27 protein-coding genes are annotated in these 24,801 nt (G+C 65.5%); 11 read left to right on the top strand and 16 right to left on the bottom strand.

Annotation, left to right across the window (positions count from 1 at the left end):
* Positions 1-4: 4 nt before the first annotated feature.
* Both FAZ98_RS23040 and FAZ98_RS23035 read right to left on the bottom strand, forming a co-directional pair.
* Complete coding sequence (locus FAZ98_RS23040; protein ID WP_158954410.1) at positions 5-793, bottom strand: PP2C family protein-serine/threonine phosphatase; 789 nt, start codon at positions 791-793, stop codon at positions 5-7.
* Positions 794-816: 23 nt separating this feature from the next.
* Positions 817-1,104 carry a hypothetical protein gene (locus FAZ98_RS23035; RefSeq protein WP_158954408.1) on the bottom strand — a complete coding sequence of 96 codons (288 nt, stop codon included), beginning with the start codon at positions 1,102-1,104 and terminating at the stop codon, positions 817-819.
* A gap of 449 nt (positions 1,105-1,553) precedes the next feature.
* On the opposite strand from FAZ98_RS23035, the gene FAZ98_RS23030 reads away from it, so the two are divergent.
* A complete protein-coding gene (locus tag FAZ98_RS23030) occupies positions 1,554-2,081 on the top strand; it encodes a lecithin retinol acyltransferase family protein (RefSeq protein WP_158954406.1) in 528 nt (175 codons plus the stop codon).
* Positions 2,082-2,135: 54 nt separating this feature from the next.
* Positions 2,136-2,378 carry a hypothetical protein gene (locus FAZ98_RS23025; RefSeq protein WP_158954404.1) on the top strand — a complete coding sequence of 81 codons (243 nt, stop codon included), beginning with the start codon at positions 2,136-2,138 and terminating at the stop codon, positions 2,376-2,378.
* 38 nt (positions 2,379-2,416) lie between these two features.
* Here the strand turns inward: FAZ98_RS23025 and FAZ98_RS23020 are convergent, their stop codons facing one another.
* The 3 genes from FAZ98_RS23020 to FAZ98_RS23010 form a co-directional block, all read right to left on the bottom strand.
* Positions 2,417-2,644, bottom strand: a complete 228-nt coding sequence (locus tag FAZ98_RS23020) for a hypothetical protein (RefSeq protein ID WP_158954402.1) — start codon at positions 2,642-2,644, stop codon at positions 2,417-2,419.
* Between the two features lie 171 nt (positions 2,645-2,815).
* Complete coding sequence (locus tag FAZ98_RS23015; RefSeq protein WP_158954400.1) at positions 2,816-3,100, bottom strand: hypothetical protein; 285 nt, start codon at positions 3,098-3,100, stop codon at positions 2,816-2,818.
* Between the two features lie 81 nt (positions 3,101-3,181).
* Positions 3,182-3,457 carry a hypothetical protein gene (locus tag FAZ98_RS23010; RefSeq protein WP_199272435.1) on the bottom strand — a complete coding sequence of 92 codons (276 nt, stop codon included), beginning with the start codon at positions 3,455-3,457 and terminating at the stop codon, positions 3,182-3,184.
* A gap of 620 nt (positions 3,458-4,077) precedes the next feature.
* Here FAZ98_RS23010 and FAZ98_RS23005 point away from each other — a divergent pair.
* Positions 4,078-6,285: a serine/threonine protein kinase gene (locus FAZ98_RS23005; RefSeq protein WP_158954398.1), complete on the top strand. Its 2,208-nt coding sequence runs from the start codon at positions 4,078-4,080 to the stop codon at positions 6,283-6,285.
* 18 nt (positions 6,286-6,303) lie between these two features.
* Here FAZ98_RS23005 and FAZ98_RS23000 read toward each other — a convergent pair whose 3' ends face one another.
* The 3 genes from FAZ98_RS23000 to FAZ98_RS22990 form a co-directional block, all read right to left on the bottom strand.
* A complete protein-coding gene (locus FAZ98_RS23000; protein ID WP_158954396.1) occupies positions 6,304-7,314 on the bottom strand; it encodes a LysR substrate-binding domain-containing protein in 1,011 nt (336 codons plus the stop codon).
* Positions 7,315-7,418: 104 nt separating this feature from the next.
* Positions 7,419-8,090 (bottom strand): DUF1028 domain-containing protein, encoded by a 672-nt coding sequence (locus FAZ98_RS22995; RefSeq protein ID WP_158954394.1) that lies wholly within the window; start codon positions 8,088-8,090, stop codon positions 7,419-7,421.
* Positions 8,091-8,121: 31 nt separating this feature from the next.
* Entirely contained in the window at positions 8,122-8,535 is a 414-nt protein-coding gene (locus FAZ98_RS22990; protein WP_158954392.1) for a RidA family protein, read from the bottom strand.
* 361 nt (positions 8,536-8,896) lie between these two features.
* On the opposite strand from FAZ98_RS22990, the gene FAZ98_RS22985 reads away from it, so the two are divergent.
* The 4 genes from FAZ98_RS22985 to FAZ98_RS22970 all read left to right on the top strand — a co-directional run bounded on the left by FAZ98_RS22985 (position 8,897) and on the right by FAZ98_RS22970 (position 12,932).
* Positions 8,897-9,922, top strand: coding sequence for an ABC transporter substrate-binding protein (locus FAZ98_RS22985; RefSeq protein WP_233272884.1), 1,026 nt, complete (start codon positions 8,897-8,899; stop codon positions 9,920-9,922).
* A 137-nt stretch (positions 9,923-10,059) separates the two neighbouring features.
* Positions 10,060-10,914 carry an ABC transporter permease gene (locus FAZ98_RS22980; RefSeq protein ID WP_158954390.1) on the top strand — a complete coding sequence of 285 codons (855 nt, stop codon included), beginning with the start codon at positions 10,060-10,062 and terminating at the stop codon, positions 10,912-10,914.
* A 1-nt stretch (position 10,915) separates the two neighbouring features.
* The gene (locus tag FAZ98_RS22975) at positions 10,916-11,737 is read left to right on the top strand and encodes an ABC transporter permease (RefSeq protein WP_158954388.1); all 822 of its coding nucleotides are present in this window, start codon (positions 10,916-10,918) and stop codon (positions 11,735-11,737) included.
* A 25-nt stretch (positions 11,738-11,762) separates the two neighbouring features.
* Positions 11,763-12,932 (top strand): alpha-hydroxy acid oxidase, encoded by a 1,170-nt coding sequence (locus FAZ98_RS22970; protein WP_158954387.1) that lies wholly within the window; start codon positions 11,763-11,765, stop codon positions 12,930-12,932.
* Positions 12,933-12,938: 6 nt separating this feature from the next.
* Here FAZ98_RS22970 and FAZ98_RS22965 read toward each other — a convergent pair whose 3' ends face one another.
* Genes FAZ98_RS22965 through FAZ98_RS22945 form a run of 5 tightly spaced genes read right to left on the bottom strand, consistent with a single transcriptional unit; the run spans position 12,939 to position 17,148 of the window.
* Complete coding sequence (locus FAZ98_RS22965) at positions 12,939-13,898, bottom strand: 2-hydroxyacid dehydrogenase (RefSeq protein WP_158954385.1); 960 nt, start codon at positions 13,896-13,898, stop codon at positions 12,939-12,941.
* The gene (locus tag FAZ98_RS22960; RefSeq protein WP_158954383.1) at positions 13,895-14,356 is read right to left on the bottom strand and encodes a type II 3-dehydroquinate dehydratase; all 462 of its coding nucleotides are present in this window, start codon (positions 14,354-14,356) and stop codon (positions 13,895-13,897) included. Before FAZ98_RS22960 ends, FAZ98_RS22965 begins: the two co-directional genes overlap by 4 nt.
* Before the next feature lie 10 nt (positions 14,357-14,366).
* A complete protein-coding gene (locus FAZ98_RS22955; protein ID WP_158956405.1) occupies positions 14,367-14,984 on the bottom strand; it encodes a glutathione S-transferase in 618 nt (205 codons plus the stop codon).
* A gap of 5 nt (positions 14,985-14,989) precedes the next feature.
* Positions 14,990-16,000, bottom strand: coding sequence for an NAD(P)H-quinone oxidoreductase (locus FAZ98_RS22950; protein WP_233272883.1), 1,011 nt, complete (start codon positions 15,998-16,000; stop codon positions 14,990-14,992).
* Positions 15,997-17,148, bottom strand: a complete 1,152-nt coding sequence (locus FAZ98_RS22945; RefSeq protein WP_158954381.1) for an ABC transporter ATP-binding protein — start codon at positions 17,146-17,148, stop codon at positions 15,997-15,999. Before FAZ98_RS22945 ends, FAZ98_RS22950 begins: the two co-directional genes overlap by 4 nt.
* 275 nt (positions 17,149-17,423) lie before the next feature.
* Between FAZ98_RS22945 and FAZ98_RS22940 the strand changes: the two genes are divergently transcribed.
* The 3 genes from FAZ98_RS22940 to FAZ98_RS22930 all read left to right on the top strand — a co-directional run bounded on the left by FAZ98_RS22940 (position 17,424) and on the right by FAZ98_RS22930 (position 20,766).
* Positions 17,424-18,674 (top strand): flavin-containing monooxygenase, encoded by a 1,251-nt coding sequence (locus tag FAZ98_RS22940; RefSeq protein WP_158954380.1) that lies wholly within the window; start codon positions 17,424-17,426, stop codon positions 18,672-18,674.
* Between the two features lie 72 nt (positions 18,675-18,746).
* Complete coding sequence (argE, locus tag FAZ98_RS22935; protein WP_158954378.1) at positions 18,747-19,931, top strand: acetylornithine deacetylase; 1,185 nt, start codon at positions 18,747-18,749, stop codon at positions 19,929-19,931.
* A gap of 484 nt (positions 19,932-20,415) precedes the next feature.
* The gene (locus tag FAZ98_RS22930) at positions 20,416-20,766 is read left to right on the top strand and encodes a PilZ domain-containing protein (protein WP_158954376.1); all 351 of its coding nucleotides are present in this window, start codon (positions 20,416-20,418) and stop codon (positions 20,764-20,766) included.
* Between the two features lie 31 nt (positions 20,767-20,797).
* On the opposite strand, the gene FAZ98_RS22925 is transcribed toward FAZ98_RS22930, so the two are convergent.
* The gene (locus tag FAZ98_RS22925; protein ID WP_158954374.1) at positions 20,798-21,802 is read right to left on the bottom strand and encodes an SDR family NAD(P)-dependent oxidoreductase; all 1,005 of its coding nucleotides are present in this window, start codon (positions 21,800-21,802) and stop codon (positions 20,798-20,800) included.
* 103 nt (positions 21,803-21,905) lie between these two features.
* Between FAZ98_RS22925 and FAZ98_RS22920 the strand changes: the two genes are divergently transcribed.
* On the top strand, positions 21,906-22,799 hold the full coding sequence (locus FAZ98_RS22920; RefSeq protein WP_158954372.1) for a LysR family transcriptional regulator: 894 nt from the start codon (positions 21,906-21,908) through the stop codon (positions 22,797-22,799).
* 17 nt (positions 22,800-22,816) lie between these two features.
* Here FAZ98_RS22920 and FAZ98_RS22915 read toward each other — a convergent pair whose 3' ends face one another.
* Both FAZ98_RS22915 and FAZ98_RS22910 read right to left on the bottom strand, forming a co-directional pair.
* Positions 22,817-23,038: a hypothetical protein gene (locus FAZ98_RS22915; RefSeq protein ID WP_158954370.1), complete on the bottom strand. Its 222-nt coding sequence runs from the start codon at positions 23,036-23,038 to the stop codon at positions 22,817-22,819.
* A 777-nt stretch (positions 23,039-23,815) separates the two neighbouring features.
* A complete protein-coding gene (locus FAZ98_RS22910) occupies positions 23,816-24,556 on the bottom strand; it encodes a FadR/GntR family transcriptional regulator (RefSeq protein ID WP_158954368.1) in 741 nt (246 codons plus the stop codon).
* Positions 24,557-24,801: the final 245 nt, after the last annotated feature.

Raw genomic sequence — 24,801 nt, 5'->3', positions numbered from 1 at the left:
CGGCTCAATGATTCACGGCCGGATTCACGAGCGTGAGGTCCGCGCCGCCGGGATCGTCCACGCGTATGACCACGGCCGTGATGTTGTCCCGGCCGCCCGCCTGCAACGCCATCTCCACGAGCGTATCGGTCGCGAGGCGGCAATCGCCGTCTTCGAGCGCGCGCGCGATCTCGGGCGCCTGCACCTCGTTGCTGAGGCCGTCGCTGCACAGCAGGAAGCGGTCGCCGTCGCGTACGTCGAGGCGGCCTTCGTCGAGCATGAGCGTGCTGGCCGCGCCCACCGCGCGCGTGATCAGATGCTGCGAAGGATGGTGCCGCGCCGACTCCGCGCTCAAATGCCCCTGTGCCTGCAACTCGGCCACATAGCTGTGATCGACGGTGAGCGCTTCGAGGCGCGTGTCGCGATACAGATAGAGGCGACTGTCGCCCGCCCACAGCCACGCGCATTCGCGCCCGCGCGCCATCAGCATGGCCACCGTGCTGCCGATCATGCGCACGCCGCGGCGCGCCGCTTCGTCGCGCAGCTGCAGATTCACGCCTTGCAACGCGGTGCGCGCGGCGTTCACGAAGGTGGCGAGTGCATCGGGCGAGTGGGTCGCGTCGGCCACGTCGAACGTGTCGAGCGCGCGCACGATCGTCGCGCTCGCGAAGTCGCCTGCCGTGTGCCCGCCCATGCCGTCGGCGACCGCCCAGAGCAACTGCTGCGGCCGGTCGAGGCAGGCGTCTTCGTTGAGTGCGCGCACGCAGCCCACGTCGGTGCGCGACGCAGAGGTCCAGACCAGACTCGAACTCATGTTCGGCCTCTCGCGCGAGCGCGTCAGCCGAGTCCGTTGCCGCCTTTCTGCCCCACACCCACCGTCACGTTCGAATTGGCCGCCGAGTTGGTGACGTCCACCATCTGATACTGGTTGACGACCTGGTTCGCGTAGAACGTGTTGTTGGTCTGATAGAGGTTGATGATCGAGCCGAGTGTGGCTGGCTGCGCGGGCTGGTACGGCTGAATCCAGCCAAATACCCACGGCGCGCCCGCGCCGCGAATGAACGACATCGCCTTGGGGTCGATGTCGCGTTGCTCATGCAGGTCGGTGATCGCAAGCGAAGTCATAGCGGGTCTCCAGCGAGAAGTCGAGGTACGGCCAGTGATTTGCAATCACCGTGCCAGCGTGGGGCGCTTGCACGCGTTGTCCTGTTTTTTATTGCGTCGATGCTGCGCGCCTTGTGCGGCGGGCCTTCGAGCGCGGTGTGCCGCGCGCGATCGACGCGCGGGGAATTGGCCACGCCGCGAAAGGTCGCGCGCGAACCAACACACTCACCCAACGGCGTCTTCGCCAATCCGACACGGGTTGCCTTCGCCATGCCGCACGGGTGGATCGGCGTAATGGTGGCGTACGGCATACACCTCGCCCGCGATTGCGTTGGCGCGCGACCAACATGCGCAAGCTGTGAAGACGCGTGAATTCGCGCAACGCCCCGTGCCACGGCGATGCACGCAACTGGCATGTCTGATGCAGGGTAGTTGGCAACCAGCAAACCCTCCCGCAGACGGAACCCGCCATGAACCCCGATCTCCAACCGACGAACCACAGCGCCCATGCGGCCCCGTGCGCCGTTGTGCGGGCGATCGACTTGCCGCTCGGCGCGCATCTCGTTTCGCGTCGCGCGGGCTACAGCCATCACGGCATTTACGCGGGAAATGGCCGGGTCGTGCATTACGCGGGGCTGTGCGTTTCGCTGCATCGTGGTCCGATCGAAGAGGTCACGCTCGAACGTTTCGCGGCGGGCTACGACGTGGAAGTGGTCGCGCACCCGTGCGCCCTGTATGCGGGCCGCGAAGCCGTGGCGCGGGCGCGCTCGCGGCTCGGCGAAGACCGCTATCGCCTGCTCAGCAACAACTGCGAACACTTCTGCACGTGGTGCGTGGACGGCAAGAGCCGCAGCGAACAGGTGCGTACCTGCGTCGCGCATCCGCTGCTGGGACTGCGCGTGGTGCGGGCGCTCATGCTCGCGCGCGGCCGCCACGCTCACACCGGCCGTCACGCCAACGGTCACGTTGCTGCGGCCTGCGAAGCGCGCGCGGCGTGAGCCTCGTTCATATCAACAAGACGTCTTTCTGAAACCACCGCATCGGAGACCGCCATGTCAACTCCCGCCTCGTCACTGCGCACGCTCGTCGACAAATGGCTCGCGCCCACGGCGTGCGTGCCGGCCCGCGTGGTGCGCTTCAGCCGCACGCACGAGCATCGGCTGCGCTTCGTATGCGTGGAAGCGGCGCATCCCGCGCGCACCATCGCCATCTTCTTCTTCCGCCACGACGACGGCTCGTGGCGCGTGTTCCCGCCCGCGGACTTCGGCCCGGCCATGAGGGCGCGCGCCGCATGATGCGCGCGCCGCGCGCGCGGTGACGGGCCCAAACGTTTTCAACGCAGCAACGTAGGGTGCGGCCTGGTCGCGAACGAAGACGCCGCGCTCTCCGGCACGCTCTCGTGCGCTTGTACTGCATGCAGCTTCGGAAACGGGCGCGGCGCCAGCAGCGTCTGATGCGATGCCACGCGTGCGCCGCCGGTGATCGCGGCCATGGCCTGCCGGTCCAGTTCCACGTTTTCCGGAAGATCCTTGATGACGAGCTTGCCCATTGCGTTCTCCATGAGAGCACGCGCCTTGCCGTGCGCGCTGCCTGCCGACTCGACCGCGTTCTGACTCAATATAGGCGACGAATTTCGCTAAACCCAGCGCGCTAAACCGGACGCGCAAAAAAACGCAGACGCACCTTGCGGCGCGGTCTGCGTGTGAGACGTGCAGTGCGAAGGCGTGGACGCTCAAAAGGCGACGCCCGTGTTCGCATACTGCGACGGATCGATCTTGAGGTTCAGCGGTCCGAAGCCGGCGCCGATATAGCCGATATTGTTGAGTGCGTTGACGCTGACGACCTGAACCTGATCGATGTTTTGCTCGATGTGCGGCGCGACGACGATGTTTGCAATCGGGCCGCTGCCGGGTCCGAGACCGTAGACCGCGCCGCCGCTGCCGCCGCGTACGGCGGCCATCGCGCCGCGATCGAGGGCCGTGGCGGGCGCAAGCTCGCGAATGACGAGTGAAGACATGATGAGCCTCCGTGAATGAGTGAGTGCGGGCGGGCGCGGCGCGTCAGTGTCCCCGTGACGCGCGGGCCCGCCGGCGAACCATCAGAAGTTGATGGTGTTGTGGGCCGTTTGCGACGGGTTCACCGAAGCGCTGATGCCCGAGGCGAGCGCGACGTCGTTGCCCACGTTGCTCACGATGTTGTTGGTTTGGCCGATCACCTGCTCGGCGGTGAAGTTCGTCGTGGTCATCTTCATGCTCGGCGACGAATAGCAGGGCAGCAGGCTGCCGAGACAGAGGTTGCCGCCGCGAACGGCGCTCATTGCTTGACGGTCGAGGTCTTGCGCGACGCTCAGGTCGGCGATCATCAGCTTGCTCATGACAGTTCTCCTAAAGGGCGCTACAGAGTGGTTGGGTTCGAGCTGCAATGTGTTGCGGGCTCGGTTCTCTTAATGCACAGGGTGTGCCAGTCGTGGCCATGCCGCGTGATAAATCGTTTGAGGCTTTGTGGCAAGGGACTTTCGCGCATCGCCGGTGAGTTTCGATGCGCGAACCCGCTCCGCATGCGTCATCATGCTGATGGCGCGAGACCAACACATTGCCGCTCACGCGTTGGGTCGCAGGCGACATACGAGAACCTGCACGCGTAGCCGCGGTGAATTCACGAGTGAGTTGCCGGTACGCGCAGCGGCACGCACGCTCGCATTAGCCGCCACATTCACTCAGCCATCGATTGCACTGCGCGCCGCGTGCGACTACTCTCTCTTCAGACAAGGCCGTAAGGCAGGTCGCGTGTCGTCCGCGCACGGCACGCGCGCGCTCATCGGCGAGTCTGTATCCTTGAGAGGACGACGAGACCACGTTGCCGTGCATTCCCTCTTGCGTTTCCGAACATTCATGCGGACTGCCAGGGAAAGTGCGCAATGCAGACCCACGCGGCGCGCTTCGAGCGCCGCCTTTGCGTCGGCCAGCCAAAAGCCGGGTTGCGGGCATACGAACGATGAGCCTTACGCAGCTGATCCAGACGTTTCAGAGCGGGACGCTTTCCCGCGAGGCGTTCTACTCCGAAATCGACCGCGTGCTTGCGGGCGGCGCGGGTAGCGGCGCGCGTCTGCGCGAGGCCATGGACGCGACGCAAACCGTGCATCCTCTGCCCGATCAGGTCTATGACGAAGTCCTGCGCCGCATCGAGCGTCAACGAGACCGCGCGGGCAATGGCGACGACGCCACGCGCATGCAGGAAACCTCCACCGCTTCGTATCCCTCGGTGCCGTCTTCGGTGCCGGGCGCCGCCACGCCCGACGACATGGAGCACCTCAAAGGCATTGGCGACACGCTCAACGGGCGCTTCGTGCTGGAAGAATGCCTGGGCGTGGGCGGCATGGGCACCGTGTATAAGGCGCTCGATCTGCGCAAGCTCGAAGCGTCGGACCGCAAGCCTTATATCGCCATCAAGGTGCTGAACGTACAGTTTCGCGGCCAGCCCAGTTCGCTGATCGCGCTGCAACGCGAGGCGCGCAAGGCGCAAACGCTCGCGCACCGCAATATCGTCACCGTGTACGACTTCGACCGGGACGGACCGCTCGTCTATCTGACGATGGAGTATCTCTCCGGCAAGCCGCTCAGCAGGGTGCTGCGCGCGCCCGGTTTCGCGGGCCTGCCGTTCGAGAAGGCGCGGCCGATCATCGCCGGGATGGGACAGGCACTCGCTTACGCGCACGAACGCGGCTTCGTGCATTGCGATTTCAAACCGGCCAACGTGTTCATCACCGACAGCGGCGAGGTCAAAGTGATCGACTTCGGCATTGCTCGCGTGTTCCAGCGCCCCGAAGAAGACCCCGACGTCACCGTGTTCGATCCCGCCTCGCTCGGCGGCATCACGCCCGCCTACGCGAGCCCGGAGATGTTCGAGCATCGCGAGCCGGATCCGCGCGACGACGTCTACGCGCTCGCCTGCGTGACCTACGAACTGCTCACCGGCAAGCATCCGTTCCACCGCAAATCGGCGACCCAGGCACGCAGCGAGAAGTTGCGCGCCGAGCGTCCGCCGGGTCTCGATCGCCTGCAATGGCGCACCTTGAGCGCGGCGCTGTCGTTCGACCGCGCGGCGCGCACGGCCACCGTCAACCAGTTTCTCGACGGCATGGGCGTGCTGCCGCATGCAGCGGCGTTCTCGGCCGCGCGGATGGGCGCGATCGGCGCGGGTGCGGTGGTCGTGGCGGGCGGGCTATGGGTCGGCTATCGGGCGATGTCGGCGCACGAGACGCCGCGCGCCGACGTTGCCACGGCAGTGGCGGCCTCGGCGGCCTCGGAAGCCCCGGCGCTGGCGGCCAGTGGTCCCGCGCTGGCCGCGTCTTCGGCGGCCGTGGTGGCGAGCGTCCTGGCCACGAGCGGGCCCGACGCGAATGCGCCCGCATCGGCCGCGGCGAACGTGACCGCTGCCGCGAGTGCGGCGACGCTCACGAGTGCAGCGTCCGCCGCGAATCCGGCGAGCGTCGCAAGCGTGGCCGAGCCAACGCCGGTACCCGACACGGCCGCGCTGGCCGCGCTCAATGCGTCGCTCGCGCGTATTCCATGCTCGGCGCTCGACGCGTCGGTGTCGGGGCACGCGCTGCGCGTGAGCGGTTTCGCGGGGGCGGGCGGCGGCGTGGCGCGCGTGCACAACGCGCTCGCGAGAACCGCGGGCGGCCGGGGTGCCGCCATCGACGTGAACGCGGTGCAGAATCACTACTGCGAAATCGTCAATACGTTCGCGCCGTACTGGCGCGCGAATCGCCAGGCCGAAGGCGGCGCGACGATCCACACGCGGCCGCCGGACGCGCAACTCACGCAGGGCAGCCCGCTCGTCGTCGACATCACCACGCCGCATTACGAGTCGTACGTGAACGTGGATTACTACGCGCTGGACGGCAGCGTGGTGCATCTCGTGCCGAGCAACCACGAACGCGACAATCAGGCGCCGCCGAACTTCGCGGCCACCGTGGGCAGCACTGGCGACTGGCTCGTCGACAAACCGTTCGGCACCGAGATGATCGTGCTGCTCATCACGCCCGCGCCGCTGTTCGACCATTTGCGTCCGGCCGCCGAACCGCGCGCGGTGTGGCTCGCGGCCGTCGACCAGCAACTCAGGACGATGGCGTCACGCTACGGCCGCGATCATATCGTCGCCGATTTCGTGCAGATCACGACCCACGCGCGCAATGATTGAGGTGGCGCGCGCCTGTGTTCAGGCGGCGCGGATGGCGTGCACGTTGGCAGGCGCGGCAACGGGTTCCGCGCTCACGCTGGTGAGATGCGGGTCGAAGTAGCTCGCCGCGCTCATGCCGGGAATGTACTGGTCGGAGATATAGGCGCGGCAGCGTTCCATGAACACTTGCGCGAGGCGCGGCTGTCTGGCCGGCGCGTAGGTGGCGAGGCCGAGCAGCATGGGGCGATGCTGGCCTGCGAGACGCAGGCGTGAGAAGCGCTTGCCGTCGAGCGACTGGTTCGACTTCGGGCGCACGTTGAAGAGCCCATAGCCAATGCCGTTGCACACCAGCGAGCGCACCACGTCTTCGGAGCGCGAGCGCGCGACGATATGGGGCTCCACGCCCGCTTGCGCGAACAGCGAGAGAAAGTAGTCGCGGCTCATCGGCAAATCGAGCAATACCATGGGCAGCGGCGCGAGTTCGCCGAGCGTCACGGCGCTTTGCTGCGCGAGCGGATGCAGCTCGTTGACGATCACGTGCGGCGGCAGTTGGCACAGCACCTCGAACTGCACTTCGTCGCTCAATTCCAGATCGTAGGTGATCGCCACGTCGATCTCGCCGTTATGGAGTTTCTCGATCAGCTCGCGCTGGTCGCCTTCCACGAGTTGCAGGTCGATCTTGCTGAATGCGCGCTTGAAACCGAAGATGACTTCGGGCGCGATCATGGGCGTGAGCGACTGAAAACAGCCCACGCGCAGCACGCCTTGCATCGCCTCGCTCGAATCGGACGCGATGTCGTAGAGCCTGGACGCGCGATCGAGCAATTGTTCGCATTCCTGCATGACCTGCGCGCCCACGGGCGTGAGCGTCATGCCCTTGGACGGATGGCGAATGAACAGCTGAACGCCCAGCTCCGTTTCCATGTGGGCGATGGCGGCGGAGATCGACGGCGCGGAGATATGAATCTGACTGGAGGCGATGGCGATGCTGCCGTATTTGGCGGCCGCCAGGAAATACTCCATTTGGCGAAGGGAAATGCGATTCAGCATGAGCGAGACCAGAGAGCACCAGGTAAACACGGAAAACGCCACCGGAACCAGGTCCCGCACAGGCAAGCCGATCTTCGCATAAAGCAAAAATCGGCGATATCGCGTCAAAAATCGCCGGGTACGCCAAAGCTCGGCGCGGCGCGCGGGTCGCGGGCGCGCGTGATGTAGTCGTCCACCTGAGGCGCGTACACCTGCCACGCGGCATACAGGCTCTCCACCGGGCCTTCCTCGACCCAGTCCATGCGCAAGTCCACGATCGGCCAGTCCAGTTCGCCGTAAACCAGCAGACCGGCCGAGTGAACTGGCCCTTCTTCGCCGCCCGCCGCTTCGCCCGCGAGCAGTGCCTGCATCAAGCGCTCGGCCAGCGGCCCGGTGGCGCGCTCGAACGCGGCCAGCATGGCGGCGGGCACCTCGCGCGTGGCGAGCATGTTGCCCGCGCAAGCGGCGTGTTCGCCGGTGAGGCTCGCGAGCGTGCCGAGCGCGTTCGCGCCGGTAAAGACGGCGGGCGCGCCGTGCGCGTCGATCGCCATCAATTGACGGTAGTCCACGAACGGCTGGCTGCGCAGCCGTTCGAGCGCCTCGGCGGGTGCGTGCCCGGCCGCCATCAGGTCGAGCGCCAGCGGGCCGAGCGCGGGGTCGGTGATGTTCTGGCTGGCGGCGGCGCCCACGCCCGGGCGGCCGCGAATGCAGCGGGCCGCCACGGCGGGCGAGGACGAGGCCACGGCCGCGCCGAACTGGCCGCTCTGCGGGCAGCGCGCAATGATCGAGAAGGTCATGAGGATTGCCTCGAAGTCGGGAGCCGGTCGGTCAGTCGGGGATCACGGCCGTGGCGTCGACTTCCACGAGCCATTCCGGACGCGCGAGCGCCGAGACCACGATACCCGTCGACACCGGGAACACGCCCTTGAGCCATTTGCCGACCACGCGGTACACCTCTTCGCGGTAGCGCGGGTCCGTGATGTAGATGATGATCTTGCAGATATCGGCGAGTTCGCCGCCCGCTTCGCCGAGCAGCATGGCGATGTTGGACATGGCCTGTTCGGTCTGGCCCGCCGCGTCGCCGATGCACACGCTCTCCGAGGTATCGAGGTTCTGCCCGATCTGGCCGCGCAGGAACACGAACTGGCCGCGCGCGACCACGGCCTGGCACAAATCGTTGTCGAGCTTCTGTTCGGGGTAGGTGGCCTGGGTGTTGAAGGTGCGGATACGGGTGTGTTTCATGGCGCGATGTGTGAATGAGCGGGAAGCGGCGGGGAAAAGACCCGGTGGAGGCGCCGCGTGCCGGCAAGGCAGGGCACGCGTGGTTGCGATGAGCAGATAGTCGGCCAGAGGCGCGGCGCTGCCTATTTGGTTTTTCCAGGGCGGTGTCTCAGCTTTTCCGAAAGACCCAGGCGCCACGGGCGTTCACGGCGGTTCGGATCGCAAAAAATCACGACGTCAGAAATTGCGAGTCATGCCCGCGGAAAAGGCAACTTGGTGATCCAGGTCAACTCTTTCACTATTCACCTGTACCTGAACACAACGCCAACGGGGCGCTGGCCAGCACACGACGCGACTCATCAATCAACCTACGGGATATCGAGTGATCAAGACACTACTCACAGCCAGCCTTGCGTGCAGCGCACTGATCGCAGGCGCCGCGCACGCCGAAGACGCGCTGGTCGTCAGCACCTGGGGCGGCAACTTCCGCGACATGATCGACCAGACGGTCGGCCAGGCGTTCACGAAGGAAACCGGCGTGCCGGTGAAGTACGTGACGGGCGGCACCATCGACCGTCTGAACAAGGCCAAGCTCGCGAAGACGCCGGAGAGCGACGTGACGGTCACGACCTCGCAGGTGGGCTGGCTCTACGCGAACAGCAACCTGTTCGAGAAGCTCGACACGAGCAAGCTGCCGAACTACTCGCATTTGATGGACCAGGCGAAGATCAGCCCGTATCACATCGGCACGTGGGCGTATGTCTACACCATCGGCTATCGCACCGACATGGTTCCGCCGAGCATGAAGTTCACGAGCTGGAACGATCTGTGGAATCCGGCGCTCAAGGGCAAGCTTTCGGCGCCGGACTGGGACCCGAGCCACATCATCACGGTCGCGGCCGTGCTTTCGGGCGGTGACGCGAAGAACTGGCAGAAGGGCGAGGACAAGCTCAAGGCGCTCAAGCCGAACTTCAAGGCCTTCTATACCGACGACGCCAATGGCGAGCAACTGATTCAAACGGGCGAGACGCCGGTCGAAGTGCTGCTCTCGATGAATGCCTATTACCAGATCGGTCAGGGCGTGCCGCTCAAGGTGGTGATTCCGAAGGAAGGCGCGGTGCTCGGCATCGACAGCATGGGCATCATGAAGGGATCGAAGAAGGAAGCGCTGGCCTACAAGTTCCTGAATATCGCGCTTTCGCCGGCGGTGCAGGCCAAGATCGTGGCGATGGAAAAGGCGAGCCCGGTGGTCGACAACGCCACGGTGGCACCGGCCGACGCCGCACTGCCCGGCGTGTTCACGACGCGTTCGCAGTGGGACAAGCAGACCATCGTGATCGACTCGAAGCTGCGCGCGGAACTCACGCCCGAATGGCGCAAGTGGTTCACCGAAAACATCATGAATTAAGCGTGATTCGCGCGTGATTCGCGTTGGATCCCGCGGTAACGCGCGGCGCCCCGAAAGCTCGCAAGGGGCGCCGCGCGAGCAGTGCCTTTTTACGTATCAGAGAAGCAGTAAAAGCTAACAGACTGGCGATTGACACCATGAATATGTATAGCAGGCTGAAGGGATGGCTGATCTCGCCGGCGGTGATCGTCGCGATCAGCACCTGTGCGGCCTTGTTGACCGTATTGCAGTTCAGCCTGCGGGCCTACGTGCCGGGTTCGCTCGACGTGGGCGGCTTCACGCTGGACAACTTCTCCGGGCTCACGAAGTCCATCTATTTGAGCGCGCTCGGCAATACGCTGCGCCTGAGCGTGGAAACCATGGTGTTTTCGCTGCTGCTCGCGTACCCGCTCGCCTACGCGCTGGTGCGCGTGCGCAATCGCGCGCTCAAGTCGGTCATTCTCATCATGTCGCTCACGCCGCTGTTTCTCGGCGAGATCGTGCGCACCTACTCGTGGACGGTCGTGCTCGGCAGCAACGGCTTCGTCAACACGGTGCTGCGCAAGCTCGGGCTGATCGAATGGCCCATCGACCTGATGTTCACGCATTTCGGCGTGGTGCTCGCGCTGGTGCACGTGACGATTCCGGTCACCGTGCTCATGCTCGGCGCCGCCATTTCGCACATCAACCGCGACTACGAACGCGCGGCGCAAAGCCTGGGCGCGAATCCCGTGAAGATTTTCGTGACCGTCACGCTGCCGCTCTCCATGCCCGGCATTCTCGCGAGTTCGACCACGGCGTTCGCGTGGACCTTCAGCGCGTTCGCCACGCCGCAAATGATCGGCGGCGGCCGCGTGCCGACGCTTTCCACCCTGGTGTATCAGCTGGGCCTGTCCTCGCTGAACTTTCCGTTGGCGGCGAGCCTGAGCATTATCGGCCTCGCACTCACGGCGGTGTCGCTGCTGGTGTTCGGCAAACTCACTGCGCGCCTCAAACGGATTGGAGGACATTGAGATGAAAATCAAACACAGCTTGCCCTGGCCGTTGCGCATTGCCGGCCCGGTTCTGATCGTTGCCATTCTCGCGTTCATGCTGTTGCCCGTGATCGTGGTGACGCTGGCCGCGTTCAACGACAAGGCGATCCTCGCGTTTCCGCCCGAGCACTGGTCGCTGCACTGGTTCGCGCGCGTGCTCACTTACTCCGACTTTCAGTCGGGCTTTCGTTCGAGTTTGATCGTCACGTTCTGGGCTTCGCTGATCGCGCTCGTGATCGGCGCGGGTATGGCCATCACGGTCAAGCGGCTCGACTTCAAGGGCAAGGACGCATTGCAGGCCATCCTGACCATGCCGATGGTCGTGCCGCAATTCACCATCGGCCTGGGTCTGCTGATTCTGGTCGCGCAGGTAGGCCTCGACCGCGGCTACGCGATTCTCGTTCTGTGCCACGTGATTCTGGTGCTGCCGTTCGTGCTGCGCAGCGTGTATGTGTCGATGGAAAACCTCGACGAGCGGCTCGAGCACGCGGCGGCCAGCCTCGGCGCGCCGCCCATGAAGGTGCTGTTCACGGTGGTGGTGCCGCTGCTCGGGCCCGGCCTGTTCGGCGGCTGGCTGTTCGCGGCCATTCTGTCGTTCAACGAATTCACGGCCTCGTTGTTCATCACGACGGAGAGCACGCAAACGCTGCCCGTGACCATGTACAACTACGTGCGCGAATTCGCCGATCCCACCCTGGCGGCGCTTTCGGTGGTGTATATCGTCGTGACGGCCAGCCTGCTCGCCTTCGCCAATTATTTCCTCGGCTTGGGCAAGATCCTGAATATCGAGGAAAGCCGTTGAGCCGCCACGCTCGCGAAGGAATGGCATGACTTACTCGAACGTGGCGGACTATCGGCTCGCGGCGCGCCGCTTTCTGCCGGCGTTCGCCTTCGCCTATCTCGAGGGCGGTGCCGAAAACGAACTCACGCTGCGCCGCAATCGTGCCGCGCTCGAAGCGCTGGCGTTCGAGCCGCGCGTGCTGCGCGACGTGTCCACGCTCGACACGTGCACGACGCTCGCGGGCCACGCGGCCGCCTGGCCCGCCGTGGTCGGTCCCACCGGCATCAACGGCCTGTTCCGCCGCCGTGCCGAAGAAGCGCTGGCACGCGCCGCGCGCGCGGCCGGCTTGCCGTTCGCGCTCTCGACGGCCTCCACGAGTCTGCTCGAAGACGTGCGCGCGATCACCGACGGCGACCTCTGGCTGCAACTCTACGTGCAGCAGGATCGCCGTATCGCGCAGAACCTGATGGCGCGCGCCCGCGCGGCGCAATTCTCCACGCTGATGCTCACGGTCGACACGCCCGTGCTCGGCCAGCGCGACGACTACGCGCGCACGGGTTTCGCCATGCCGGTGCGCTGGACGCCGCGTTTGCTGTGGGACCTCTCCACGCATCCGCGCTGGCTCGCGGCCGTGGGCGTGTACGGCCAGCCGCGGCTCGTGAATCTGTCGCGCAGCGCGCGGCTCGCCGCCGGTATCGACGATCCCATGGGTACGCGCACGCATCGCATGGATCAAACGCTGAACTGGCGCGACATCGCCTGGCTGCGCCAGCACTGGCACGGCAAGATCCTGCTCAAGGGCGTTCAGAGCGTGAGCGATGCGCGCGGCGCGTTCGAGCACGATGTAGATGGCGTCGTGCTCTCGAATCACGGCGGGCGCCAGCTCGACGGCGCGCGTAGCCCGCTGGACCTGCTCGCGCAAACCGTGAGCGAGGCGCCGCGCCGGGCGGAAGTGTATGTCGATGGCGGGATCCGGCGCGGCAGCGATATCGCGAAGGCCGTGGCGCTCGGCGCGCGTGGCGTGCTGCTCGGCCGCGCGCCGCTCTACGGGCTCGCGGCGGCCGGGCAGGCGGGCGCGACCGACGTGCTCGCGATGCTGCACAAGGAATTGCAGACCTGCATGCGTTTGCTCGGCTGCACGGAACTCGCCGACCTCACGCCCGGCCTGCTGGCCATGCATGGCGTGGCGGCGCGGGAAGCCGCCGCCACGATCTAACCCGCTTCAATAGCCGCGTTGCAGATCGACGCGGCTCGTAAGGCTTTCGCCGTTGGCCACGCGCCGCAGATTCGCGGCGATCTGTTGCGCGGCCGAAGCGGGAATCGCCACGGAGGCGAGATGCGGCGTGATGAGCACGTTCGGCATCGACCAGAGCGGGTCGCCACTGGGCAGCGGCTCTTTCTCGAACACGTCGAGCGTAGCCGCGCCGATCTGGCCGCTTTGCAGCAACGCCGTGAGCGCGGCTTGGTCGACGATCGCGCCGCGCGCCACGTTGACGACGGCCGCGCCGTGCGGCAATTTCTCGAGCCGTGCGCGATCGAGCAGGTGGTGCGTGTCAGCCGTGAGCGGCAACATGATGACGAGAATGTCGGCCTGACCCAGCACGCCATCGAGCGCGTCCATGCCCGCGTGGCACTGAACGCCCTCGATCTCGCGCGGGCTGCGCGACCAGCCGAGCACCGTCAAGCCCTGGCGCTGTAATTCGCTCGCGGCCAGCGCGCCCAGTTCGCCCAGACCGAGCACGGCCACGCGAATGTCCCCGGGGTTGCGCGGATGCCGGTACGCCCACTCGCCGCGCCGCTGCGCCGCTTCGAAATGCGGGATCTCGCGCGCGTGGCGCAGCGTGGCGAACAGCACGTAGCTGGCCATCATGCGCGCCATGTTCGGGTCGCTGATGCGCGTGATCGGCACGTGCGCGGGCAGGTCGTCGCGCGCGGCGAGCGAATCCACGCCCGCGCCGAGATTGACGATCAGTTTCAGGTTCGTCATTGCGCGGAAGAAACCCGCAGGCGGTTTCCACACCAGCGCGAAGTCGACCTCGCGCGGGTCGCCGATCTCGTTCGCGCGCACCACGCGCAAGCCGGGAAGCTGCGCTTGCAGCGCGTGCTTCCACGTGTCGAAGTCGTCGAAATCGCTGTAGAAGACGAGCGTGCCGGGAGCGGGTTGCACGGGCGTCGTGCTCATGCGGGGCGCGCGATCAAACGCGACATGGCCTCGATGGCGAATTCGTAGCCGTCGCCGCCCAGCCCGGCGATCACGCCATCGGCCGCTTTCGAAATATACGAGTGATGCCGGAAGCTTTCGCGTCGCCAGATATTGCTCATGTGCACTTCGACGATCTTGCCGGGAAAGGACAGCAGCGCGTCGAGAATGGGCACGGAAGAGTAGGTCAGGCCCGCCGCGTTGATGATGACGCCCGCGGCCGTGCCGCGCGCTTCCTGAATCCAGTCGACCAGTTGGCCTTCCCAGTTCGATTGCACGAAATTCAGCGTGAGGCCCAGCGAGGCGGCCCTGGTTTCGCAGCGCGCCTTGAGGGTGGGAAAGCTGTCGCTGCCATAGACCTGGTTGGCGTCGAGTCCGTAGAGATTCGCGTTGGGGCCGTTCAAAAACCAGACGGTTTGCGTTGAAGAAGTATCGGTCATGAGCGTGCGTTCAAGGCTCGTAAGGAAGCGTGATCTGCATGGCGGGCAGCGCTTGCAACTGCGCATGCCAGCGCGCGGATTCGGGATGCGCGTCGCGCCAGGCGAGTTCGGGAAAGCGGAAGTCGAGATAGCCCAGCGCGCAGCCGAGCGTGACTTCGCCGATGGTGAGGCGTTCCGTGGCGAGCGCGGGCGCGTCCTGTTCGATCTCGGCGAGGCACGCGCGCACCTTGGTCAACTGCGCGGCGCGCCAGTCCTGCGATTGCTTTTCGGCGGGGCGCGCCGTGTATTCGTAGCGCGCGAGCAGCGCGGCGTCGAGCAGGCCGTCGCCGAGCGCCTGATGGCCGAGCGCGAGCCAGCGCAGCGGGCCGCTCTGCGGAAACAGGCCGTAGGCGGGCGCGAGGCTCGCCAGATATTCGCAGATCACGCGGCTGTCGTAGAGCGCGTGACCGTTGGCGAGAATCAGCGTGGGCACTTTCGCGAGCGGATTGTGCGCGGCAATGCGGCCGTCGCGCACGATCGGGTTCGCGGCGCTTGGCAGCAGCGCGATGCGCTCGGCGAGTCCGAGCAAGTGCGCGCTGACCCTCACCTTGCGCACATAGGGCGAAGTGGGGGCGTGGAGCAGTTGCATGTCGCTCATGGCACGAGCACCAGTTTGCCGAACACGTCGCCGCTTTCGAGCAGACGATGCGCCTCGGCGGCTTCGGCCAGCGCGATGCGTTGCTGCACGCGCGGGCGCACGCGGCCGTCGGCGACGAGCGGCAGCACATGGCGTTCGATGAGGCGCGCCATGCGCGATTTTTCGTCGTCGCTTTGCGGGCGCAGCGTGGACGAGTGCAGGCTCACCTGCTTTTGCATGAGCGTGAGTAGTTCGAGGTTGACTTGCGAGCCTTGCAGGAACGAGAGGCTCAGGTGACGGCCGCCGAATGAGAGCGCTTCCAGATTGCGTCGCACGTAGTCGCCGCCCACCATGTCGAGCACGATATCGACGCCGCGCCCCTGAGTCGCTTCACGGCACGCCGCGACGAAGTCGGTCTCGCGATACGACAGCGCGAGCGACGCGCCCATCTCGCGCAACGCGGGGAGCCGCTCGTTGCGGCCCGCCGTGGCGATCACGGTCGCGCCCGCGGCGTGCGCCATGCGGATCGCGAGCGTGCCGATCCCGCCGGCGGCGCCGTGTATCAGCACGGTTTCGCCCATCTTGAGCGCGCCGAGTTCGAACAGGTTGTGCCAGACCGTGAAGAGGCCTTCGGGCAGCGCGGCGGCTTCGGCGTCGTCGAGCGCGGCGGGCACGGGCAGGCAGTGGCTGGCGTCGGCGAGACACCACGGCGCGTAACCGCCGCCGGGCAAAAGCGCCATGACGCGCGCGCCCGGCGCGAAACGCCGCACGCCGGGGCCGCACGCCGCGACTTCGCCGCAAGCTTCGAGGCCGAGTACGTCGGTCACGCCCGGCGCGGGTTTGGCGCGGCCTTCGCGCTGCATGATGTCGGGCCGGTTGACGCCCGCCGCGCGCACGCGCAGCAGCACCTGGCCGGGACCGGGCGCGGGCACGGCGCGCTCGGCGAGCGCGAGCACTTCGGGGCCGCCCGGTTCGCGGGCGACGACGGCTTGCATGGAGAGCGGAATCGTCATGACGGGCGTGCTCAAGCCGTGGCTTCCGGGAACACGGTCAGGTTGCGCGGCGGCAGCGCCAGCGCGGTGACCGTGCCGATCGGGAAGCGCTCGATCGAATCGAGACCCGCCGTGCGCACCATGACGCGCTGCGAACCGTCGGCGACGACGTTCACGTCGACATAGGTATCCACGTGGTCGCCCTGGAACACGTGATTGACCACCGTGCCCGTGAGCACCGAATCCACACCCAGCGGCTCGAAGCGGATATGTTCGGGGCGCACGTAAATGTCCATGCGGCCGCCGCCGTGCTCGCCGCCCACGAGGCGCTCGCGCTCGACGCTCACGAGACCGCTGCCGAGGCGCAGATGCAGATGCGACGCGTCCTCGCCGTGGAAATGCGAAGGCAGGATGTTGACGTCGCCGAGGAACGACGCCACGAACGGATCGGTCGGGCGGCGATAGATCTCGTCGGGCGTGGCGATCTGGCAAATGCGCCCGCGCGACATGACCGCGATACGGTCCGACATGCTGAGCGCCTCGCCCTGATCGTGCGTGACGAACACGGTCGTCACGCCCAGTTCGCGCTGGATCTCGCGAATCTCCACCTGCATCGCGCCGCGCAGGCTCTTGTCGAGCGCCGAGAACGGTTCGTCGAGCAACAGCACCTTCGGCTTGATGACGAGCGCGCGCGCGAGCGCCACGCGCTGCTGCTGGCCGCCGGAGAGTTCGCGCGGCATGCGATGGCCGAGGCCGTTGAGCTTGACGAGCTGCATGGCCGCTTCCACGCGCTGCGCGATTTCCGCTTTCGGCACGCCGCGCATGCGCAGCCCGTAACCGATATTGCGCGCGACATCCATATGCGGAAACAGCGCGTAGTTCTGGAACACGATGCCGATCTCGCGCTCGTGCGGCGGCAGGGCGGTGACGAGATTGCCGTCGATGAAGATCTCGCCCTGATTCGCCTGCGTGAAGCCCGCGATCAGATTGAGCAGCGTGGTCTTGCCGCAGCCGGAAGGGCCGAGCAGCGTGAGGAATTCGCCTTGACCGATTTTGAGCGACAGGTCGTGCAGGATGGTCTGCTCGCGGTATTTCGCGACCACGCCTTCCATGCTGACGGCAACCGGCTTGCCGGACGTCGATGGGCGGGCTGGACTGCGTGCGGAGGAATCGTCGGATTTCATGGAGGTCTGTTGTCTGCGCGCTCGACGCGTGGCTTTGCCGGATAAAAAAACTTGCATCAAAGGATACGAGAAAAGAAAGCGGGCGCTGTTTGCGAATCTTGAGGGCAGGCGTCGGAAAAACGAAACGCGTGCGCGGCCCGTACGTGCCCGGCGACCTCTTTGGTTTTTCCGATGTTTCGCCTTCAAAAATGCTGGTTATCAGCGGCGCGGACCTTGAGCACACTTCCCATCCAACGAACCGCCGGTTCCATCTCAGTCCTCTTTCAGGGTCAAACATGTCAGTTGAAGCAATCGATACGCTGGTGATCGGCGCCGGACAGTCCGGCATTGCCATGAGCGAGCACCTCACGCAGATGAACGTTCCGCATATCGTGCTCGAACGCAAACGCGTGGCGGAACGCTGGCGCTCGGAGCGCTGGGACTCGCTGGTCGCGAATGGCCCGGCGTGGCACGACCGCTTTCCCAACCTCGAATTCGACGATGTGGGCCCGGACGTCTTTCCGCCGAAAGAGCGCATGGCGCAGTACTTCGAGGACTACGCGAAGATGATCGGGGCGCCGGTGCGTACCGGCGTGGAAGTCAAACACGTGCAGCGCTGCGAGAATCGCCCCGGCTTTATCGTCACCACGTCCGAAGGCGTGATCGAGGCGCAGCGCGTGGTGGCCGCGACCGGTCCGTTCCAGGTGCCGCAGTTTCCCCCTATCGTGCCCGCCGATGCCGGCGTTCAGCAGCTGCATTCGTCGGCGTACAAGAACCCCGCCCAGCTCGCGGAGGGCGCGGTGCTGGTCGTGGGCGGCGGCGCCTCGGGCTCGCAGATCGCCGAAGAACTGCGCGCGAGCGGCAGGACCGTGTATCTCTCGATCGGCGAGCACTATCGCCCGCCGCGCTCGTACCGCGAGCGCGACTACGTGTGGTGGCTGGGCGTGCTCGGCAAGTGGGACGAGATCAAGATCAAGCCGAAGAAGAAGCACGTGGCATTCGCGGTAAGTGGCTACGACGGCGGCAAGACCATGGACTTCCGCCGCCTCGCGCACAACGGCATCACCGTGCTCGGTTTGACGAAGGGCTATGAAAATGGCGTGCTGCACATTGCCGACGATCTGGCCGCCAATATCGCCGAGGGCGACGAAGCGTATTTCGACGTGCTGCGCGAAGCCGACGCCTATGTCGAACGCAACGGCCTCGATCTGCCGCCGGAACCCGAAGCGTGGAAACTGCTCGACAATCCCGCGTGTATCGAGCAACCCATTCTGGAACTCGATCTTGCGAAAGCGGGCGTCAAGACCATTTTGTGGGCGACCGGTTTCAAGTTCGATTTCAGCTGGCTGAACGTGGATGCCTTCGACGAAAACGGCGCGCCGTTCCACAAGCGCGGCATTTCGGCGGAAATGGGGATTTACTTTCTGGGTCTGCCCGAACTGACCAATCGCGCTTCGTCGTTCATTTATGGCGTGTGGCACGACGCGAAATACATTGCCGATCACATTGCGTTGCAGCGCAATTACGTGGCGTATCAAAAGGCCTGAAACGGGCTGTGAAGGCCTGTAAAAGCCCGAGGTACAGATGGACACTCACTCTCTTTTTATTCGGATCACGCGATGAATACGTTTTCGAGCCAGGCCATGCTGGCGAAGCTGGTGGGATTCCCAACCGTGAGCCGCGATTCGAATCTCGCGCTGATCGAATTCGTGCAGGCGTATTTGAGCGAACTGGGCGTGCAGAGTGAGTTGTTTTATAACGCGGAGCGGACGAAGGCCAATCTCTTCGCGACCATCGGCCCGGCGAAAGACGGCGGCATCGTGCTCTCGGGACACACCGACGTGGTGCCCGTGGACGGCCAGAACTGGACCGTCGCGCCGTTCGAACTCACCGAGCGGGACGGCCGCCTGTATGGGCGCGGCACCGCCGACATGAAGGGCTATCTCGCCTCGGTGCTGGCGGCGGTGCCGTTGTTCGTGGAGCGGGCTCGTGCGGGAGCGCTCGCGGTGCCGGTGCATCTCGCGCTCTCGTACGACGAGGAGATCGGCTGCGTGGGCGTGCGGCCGCTGCTGGCGGCCTTGCAGGCGCGCGGTTTCCAGCCGCGTGTGTGCATCATTGGCGAACCCACGGAGATGCAGCCGGTGCTGGGCCACAAGGGCAAGATGGCGGTGCGCTGTTGCGTGCGCGGCGCGGCGTGTCATTCGGCGTATGCGCCGTATGGCGTCAACGCCATTCACTATGCGGCGCGGCTGATCGGCAAGCTCGAAGAGATCGGCGAAACGCTGGCGCAGCCGGAGCACCGCGACGAGCGCTTCGATCCGCCGTTTTCCACCGTGCAGGCCGGGCTGATTCGCGGCGGCCGCGCGCTCAATATCGTGCCCGCGGAATGCGATTTCGACTTCGAGGTGCGTGCGGTGCCGGGCTTCGACATCGGCAGTGTGGCGCAGCAACTGGAGGCCTACGCGAGCGATACGTTGTTGCCCAAAATGCGCGCGGTGCAGGCGGACACCGACATTCGCTTCGAAGCGCTCAACGCCTACCCGGGACTCGCCACCGACCCCGACAGCGACGGCGCGCGACTGATCGCAACGGTGAGCGGCGCGGCCGCCGGTGCGGGTGGCTTCGGCACCGTGGCGTTCGGCACGGAAGGCGGCTTGTACGACGCCGCCGGCATTCCCGCCGTGGTGTGCGGCCCCGGCAGCATGGACCAGGGGCACAAGCCCGACGAGTTCGTCGCGGTGGAACAACTCGCGCGCTGCGACGCGATGATGGTACGGATCGCCGACGAACTCGGCCAGGCGTAACGCGCTCTTGCGCTCACTATCCACCCGGCGTTTGCACCCTGCACTCACGCCATGCCCCCACGCCGGGCAAGGCGTGAGCGGGCAGCCGCGATAACCGGCGGCATTCGCCCGCCGGAATCCCGCCTTATTCCGGCACTTCCGATTCCTTTCGCGCTTTTTTACGGCGCCTTTAATCGAGCGGGCGTTTAATCGGGTGGCGCGAGCTAATCGACGATTAATCGCGTATTCGCTGCCCGATGCCAGGTACATAGCCGATAAACGCGCCATGGCGCTCGCATGTTCAAACCGCGGTCACGACTTCCCACGCTGTTTACGTCTGTCTGACGACACCGGTATTTCGGCATTTTTGCGCAAGCAAACCCAAAGCGGCTACAATTCGGGCCATAACGAGCCGATAACCGTTGAGTAGGGGCCATTTGAAGCTGGCCAAAATAGCGGAAGGTCCGGCGCATTATAAGAACGACGTGTTGAATACGGGTGTCCTATGAAAAGTGGATTGGATATGCGGCGGGAAGCGCGCACGCCGCTGTTGTTCGCCCCGCTGCTATTGAACCGGGACGGCAGGGCGTTGGCGCAGGTGGCCAATCTGAGTTCGCGCGGCGCGCTGCTGCATGCGCGCAGCGGGCTGCTCTCGCGCGGCGAGACGGTCTGGGGCTGGCTGCAGTCGCCCTCCATCGACGATGACGACGAAATCGTGGTGGTGGTAGGGCTCGACGTGCGCTGGATCTCCGAGGACCCCGAGCGCGGCTGGAGCCGCGTGGGCTGCGAGATCCACCCGATGGACGAGCAATCCACCACCCGCCTGCAGAGCCTGATCGACAAGGCCGCCCCGTAAGCTGCCCGGCAGCGACATGGCGCCCAGCCGCTCAAACGCGCGCGGCGGGCAGGCAGCCCAACCCGGCGAGCGTGGTTTCCACGGCTTCGTCTAACGGCGTATGCGGCTCGCGGCCCAGCGTATCCACTAGCCGCGCATTCGACATACGCACCGGCGTGCGCCACAAATAGCGCATCTCACCCAGCTCGCGCAGCGTGGTGTTGAACGGCGCCGCGAGCGGCAACACCCACCACGGAAACGCCGCGATCGCCGGCGTGCGTCCCGCGCGCCGCTCGACCGCGCGCTGAATGGCGGCGGCCAGCTGGCGGCCGTCTTCGTCCCAGTGACCGCCCATGTGAAAGCGCGCGAACGCGCCGAGCGTATCGCGCCGCGCGACGAGTTCGACCATCGTGCGCGCAACGTCGGGCAAATACGCCCACTGATGTCCGGCGCCGCGCGCGCTCGGGTTGCTGATCTTCCTGACCGGCTGGCCCGGTTTCACGAAGCCCTGCGAAAACCAGCTGTTACCCGCGTTCGGCCCGAAAAAATCGCCGGCACGCACGATCACGGCTTGCGTGCCGGTTTCGCTCGCGCGTTGCAAGCGTGACTCCAACTCCACCCGGATCGCGCCTTTCTTCGTGACGGGATGCTGCGGCGAATCCTCTTCGAGCAGCGGGAACGCGTCGGGGCCGAAGTTGTAGACGGTGCCGGGCAGCACGATGGTCGCGCCCTCGGCTTGCGCGGCGGCGATGGTGTTGTCGATCATCGGCACCACGAGGTCGGCCCAGTTGCGATAGCCCGGCGGATTCACGGCGTGCACGATGACGGCGGCGCCGCGTGCCGCGCGTAGCACGTCCTCGCGTCGCATGGCGTCGCCCTGAATCCATTCGATGCCGTCGCGTCGTGCGTTCGCCGCGTTCGCCGCGTTTGCCGTGTTCGCCGCGTGCGAAGCGCGCCGCATGCCGCGCACGGTCCAGCCCGCGTCGAGCATCTGCCGGGCGACTTCGCCGCCGATCCCGCCCGTTGCGCCGAGCACCAAAACGGTTTGCCGGGTCATGTCTTGCTCCTCATGTGATGGTCAGCTTCGATAGGACTCATTCTCCCTGTGTTTTCGATCCGATAAAATTGCCGAAGATCGTTGAACGGATATACATTTTTGTATGGACGAAGATATCGGCTGGGAGTGGTACCGCACCTTGCTGGCGGTGCTTCAGGAAGGTTCGCTCTCGGGCGCGGCGCGCGCGCTCGGCATCACGCAGCCTACCGCGGGGCGCCATATCGAGGCGCTGGAACGCGCGCTCGAGGTCACGCTGTTCACGCGTTCGCAAAGCGGTTTGCAGCCCACCGACGTGGCCAAGGCGCTGCGCTCGCATGCCGAGACCATGCAAAGCACGGCGGCCTCGCTGGAGCGGGCCGCGCGCGATCATGGCTCGGGCGCGCAAGTGCAGGGCGTGGTGCGGGTGGCGGCGAGCGAAGTGGTCGGGGTCGAGGTGCTGCCGCCCATCATCGCGGCGCTGCGCGAGCGGCATCCGCGCCTGGTCGTCGAACTGGTGTTGTCGAATCGCGTGCAGGACCTGCTCAAACGCGAGGCCGACGTGGCGGTGCGCATGGTCCGGCCGAAGCAGACGCAGCTCGTAGCGCGCCGCGTGGGCAACATCGAATTGGGGCTGCATGCGCATCGCGACTACCTCGCCGCACACGGCACGCCGCGCACGGTCAACGCGGTCTGGGAGCACGCGATCATCGGCTATGACAAGGCCACGGCGTTCGTGCGCGAAGCCAGCAAGGCGTTTCCGCGCTACACGCGCGCGGCGCTGGCACTGCGCACCGACAGCGACCTCGCGCAACTGGCGCTGATTCGCGCGGGCGCGGGTATCGGCGTGTGCCAGGTCGAACTCGCGCGGCGCAACGACCAACTGGTGCGGCTGCTACCGAAGGTCGTCGCGCTGCAACTCGAAACGTGGGTGACGATGCATGAAAACCTGCGCAGCAGCGCGGGCTGCCGCGCCACGTTCGATGCGCTGGTGGAAGGGCTGCTGCGGTACGCGCGCTAGCCAATCAGCGTGGCGATTTACGGGTGGGAATACGCATTCTGCTGCGGTGAATGCGTTGTGGTCGTGTGCCGGTGCTGCGAGCTGTGCTTCGCCGGTTTCGCGCGCGGCTTGGCGTGCGTCGTGTGGCCCGGCTCGGGTGTGCTCTGGCCTTCGCCGAAGTGGAAAGTTTGCGAGGTCTGGGCGTAAGCGGTCGCGGACAGCGAGAGAGCTGCCAGCAGCAGGCATTTCGAAAACGTCATGAGCGCTCCTGGTGAGAAGGAGCGTCAGGATAACGCACCGGTGCGAGCGGGCGCGCTTTCGCGGTCACGGCAAGGCGGTCACGGCGGGGGCGTAGTGTTCGACGCGTCGAGCGAAGGGCAAAGCGCATGGCCATGCGAGTGCGCTTCGCACATCGGCAAAGTCGCATCGACACATACCGCGTTTCATCGAGCCAGCGCGATCGCTAACTCGTTTCCCATTCACGTCGCATCACACCGATTCAAGCGCGCCCGGTTTCACGGGGCGCGTCGATCGACGATCCGAAGTGGAATACGCGGCTCAACCCGCGCGCGAACTCAATGTCCGTGCGCGTGACGCCATCTGGTGTCTTTCTTGATGCGTCGGGGAGGCGTGCCCGCATACAACCCGGCGGAGACGATATACAGCAGTCCCGCAAAGGGCCACGCGAAAGTGGCTAACGCAAAGCAAAACCAGCATGCATCTTGTGGCGGATACGCGTGGAGGGCCCACGCGAGGCAAGCGACGGGCAATATCAACAGACCCTTCGCCGACCGGATCAGAAAAACGGCCGCCTTTGCATTCTTGTTCGTCTCGGTATGCATGCCTGGCTCCATAAGGAATGGCACTGAGACATAGAGTCGCACCATTGTCAGCTAACGAAACTCAGTAAATTCCCTGACAAAAAACATGCGGCTACGCAGCAATGAAAGTAAAGAAACTTACTGAAAAAGTGCAGGAAGTCTAGCGTATTTCTCGTTTCTTCTACGTTCACTGAATTGAATGGTTAGCTTGTCTAATTAACGCCATGCCTGCGTAAACTCGGCAATCACGCGCGCGAGATGGGCGTGCATCGCGGTACGCGCGGCCTCGGCGTCGCTGGCGAGAATGGCCGAAAAAATCACCTGGTGATCGTCTTGCGATGCGGCACGCAGTGCCGGCGTGTGGAAGTGTTCCTCGATTTTTTTCCACAGCGGGTCCGCGCGCGAGTTGTCCCACATGGTCGTGACCACGAGACGCAGCACGTCGTTGCCCGTCGCGCGCGCGATCGACACATGGAATTCGCGGTCGGCGGCCTCGTTCGCGGTCTTGTCGCCCATGCTCTCGCGCATCGTGCGCAGCGCAGCAAAGATGCGGTCGAGGTCGGCGTCCTTGCGCTCGGTGGCCGCGAGCGCGGCAACGCCGCTTTCAATCACGGCGCGGGCGCGCAGCGTTTCGATCGGACCCGGCCCGCGCGGTAACTCGAATGTTGCGGCGCGTGCACCGGGCGTTCTGGTCGCGGTTTTGGCCACGTAGATGCCCGAGCCAATGCGCACTTCCACCACGCCCTGCACTTCGAGCGCGATGATCGCCTCGCGCACCTGCGTGCGGCTCACGCCGAAGCGCTCGGCCAACGTGCGTTCGGAGGGCAGGCGCGCGCCGGGACCTTCGTCGCCGGTGGCGATCAGGTCGTAGATCTGTTTCGCCAGCCCGACATAGGACCGGTCGGCCGCGTCCGCTTCGGTGGGGCGGGCAGTCGAGGTGTGCAAAAGGTCGGCCATCCGGAATTCCGTGTTCGTGAAAGCTGCCCGGCAGCAGGCGAGGTTCGGCAGATGGTACACCAGTTGATGCGTGACTCAGATCTGGTAGACCACCCGAATCGCTCGCTTTACCGCTGAAATAGTCGAGAAAAGCGCGCAATCCAGTCTGCATGAACGCCGTGGTAAACCACTATCGCGCCTGAATTGGTATGCCAGTACTGTCCGAGGCAAGGCGTTGCCGCGGCCCGGTTGTTTCGCTTCGCGGC

Source organism: Paraburkholderia acidisoli, from assembly GCF_009789675.1.
Taxonomy (GTDB): domain Bacteria; phylum Pseudomonadota; class Gammaproteobacteria; order Burkholderiales; family Burkholderiaceae; genus Paraburkholderia; species Paraburkholderia acidisoli.
The sequence above is the reverse complement of the archived record's forward strand: the minus strand, read 5'-3'. Positions and strand labels throughout refer to the sequence as shown.

Bases quoted from the DNA above. Each gene is read 5' to 3' on its own strand.
- FAZ98_RS23040 (WP_158954410.1), bottom strand. From the start codon at position 793: ATGAGTTCGAGTCTGGTCTGGACCTCTGCGTCGCGCACCGACGTGGGC.
- FAZ98_RS23035 (WP_158954408.1), bottom strand. From the start codon at position 1,104: ATGACTTCGCTTGCGATCACCGACCTGCATGAGCAACGCGACATCGAC.
- FAZ98_RS23030 (WP_158954406.1), top strand. From the start codon at position 1,554: ATGAACCCCGATCTCCAACCGACGAACCACAGCGCCCATGCGGCCCCG.
- FAZ98_RS23025 (WP_158954404.1), top strand. From the start codon at position 2,136: ATGTCAACTCCCGCCTCGTCACTGCGCACGCTCGTCGACAAATGGCTC.
- FAZ98_RS23020 (WP_158954402.1), bottom strand. From the start codon at position 2,644: ATGGAGAACGCAATGGGCAAGCTCGTCATCAAGGATCTTCCGGAAAAC.
- FAZ98_RS23015 (WP_158954400.1), bottom strand. From the start codon at position 3,100: ATGTCTTCACTCGTCATTCGCGAGCTTGCGCCCGCCACGGCCCTCGAT.
- FAZ98_RS23010 (WP_199272435.1), bottom strand. From the start codon at position 3,457: ATGAGCAAGCTGATGATCGCCGACCTGAGCGTCGCGCAAGACCTCGAC.
- FAZ98_RS23005 (WP_158954398.1), top strand. From the start codon at position 4,078: ATGAGCCTTACGCAGCTGATCCAGACGTTTCAGAGCGGGACGCTTTCC.
- FAZ98_RS23000 (WP_158954396.1), bottom strand. From the start codon at position 7,314: ATGCTGAATCGCATTTCCCTTCGCCAAATGGAGTATTTCCTGGCGGCC.
- FAZ98_RS22995 (WP_158954394.1), bottom strand. From the start codon at position 8,090: ATGACCTTCTCGATCATTGCGCGCTGCCCGCAGAGCGGCCAGTTCGGC.
- FAZ98_RS22990 (WP_158954392.1), bottom strand. From the start codon at position 8,535: ATGAAACACACCCGTATCCGCACCTTCAACACCCAGGCCACCTACCCC.
- FAZ98_RS22980 (WP_158954390.1), top strand. From the start codon at position 10,060: ATGAATATGTATAGCAGGCTGAAGGGATGGCTGATCTCGCCGGCGGTG.
- FAZ98_RS22975 (WP_158954388.1), top strand. From the start codon at position 10,916: ATGAAAATCAAACACAGCTTGCCCTGGCCGTTGCGCATTGCCGGCCCG.
- FAZ98_RS22970 (WP_158954387.1), top strand. From the start codon at position 11,763: ATGACTTACTCGAACGTGGCGGACTATCGGCTCGCGGCGCGCCGCTTT.
- FAZ98_RS22965 (WP_158954385.1), bottom strand. From the start codon at position 13,898: ATGAGCACGACGCCCGTGCAACCCGCTCCCGGCACGCTCGTCTTCTAC.
- FAZ98_RS22960 (WP_158954383.1), bottom strand. From the start codon at position 14,356: ATGACCGATACTTCTTCAACGCAAACCGTCTGGTTTTTGAACGGCCCC.
- FAZ98_RS22955 (WP_158956405.1), bottom strand. From the start codon at position 14,984: ATGCAACTGCTCCACGCCCCCACTTCGCCCTATGTGCGCAAGGTGAGG.
- FAZ98_RS22945 (WP_158954381.1), bottom strand. From the start codon at position 17,148: ATGAAATCCGACGATTCCTCCGCACGCAGTCCAGCCCGCCCATCGACG.
- FAZ98_RS22940 (WP_158954380.1), top strand. From the start codon at position 17,424: ATGTCAGTTGAAGCAATCGATACGCTGGTGATCGGCGCCGGACAGTCC.
- argE (WP_158954378.1), top strand. From the start codon at position 18,747: ATGAATACGTTTTCGAGCCAGGCCATGCTGGCGAAGCTGGTGGGATTC.
- FAZ98_RS22930 (WP_158954376.1), top strand. From the start codon at position 20,416: ATGAAAAGTGGATTGGATATGCGGCGGGAAGCGCGCACGCCGCTGTTG.
- FAZ98_RS22925 (WP_158954374.1), bottom strand. From the start codon at position 21,802: ATGACCCGGCAAACCGTTTTGGTGCTCGGCGCAACGGGCGGGATCGGC.
- FAZ98_RS22920 (WP_158954372.1), top strand. From the start codon at position 21,906: ATGGACGAAGATATCGGCTGGGAGTGGTACCGCACCTTGCTGGCGGTG.
- FAZ98_RS22915 (WP_158954370.1), bottom strand. From the start codon at position 23,038: ATGACGTTTTCGAAATGCCTGCTGCTGGCAGCTCTCTCGCTGTCCGCG.
- FAZ98_RS22910 (WP_158954368.1), bottom strand. From the start codon at position 24,556: ATGGCCGACCTTTTGCACACCTCGACTGCCCGCCCCACCGAAGCGGAC.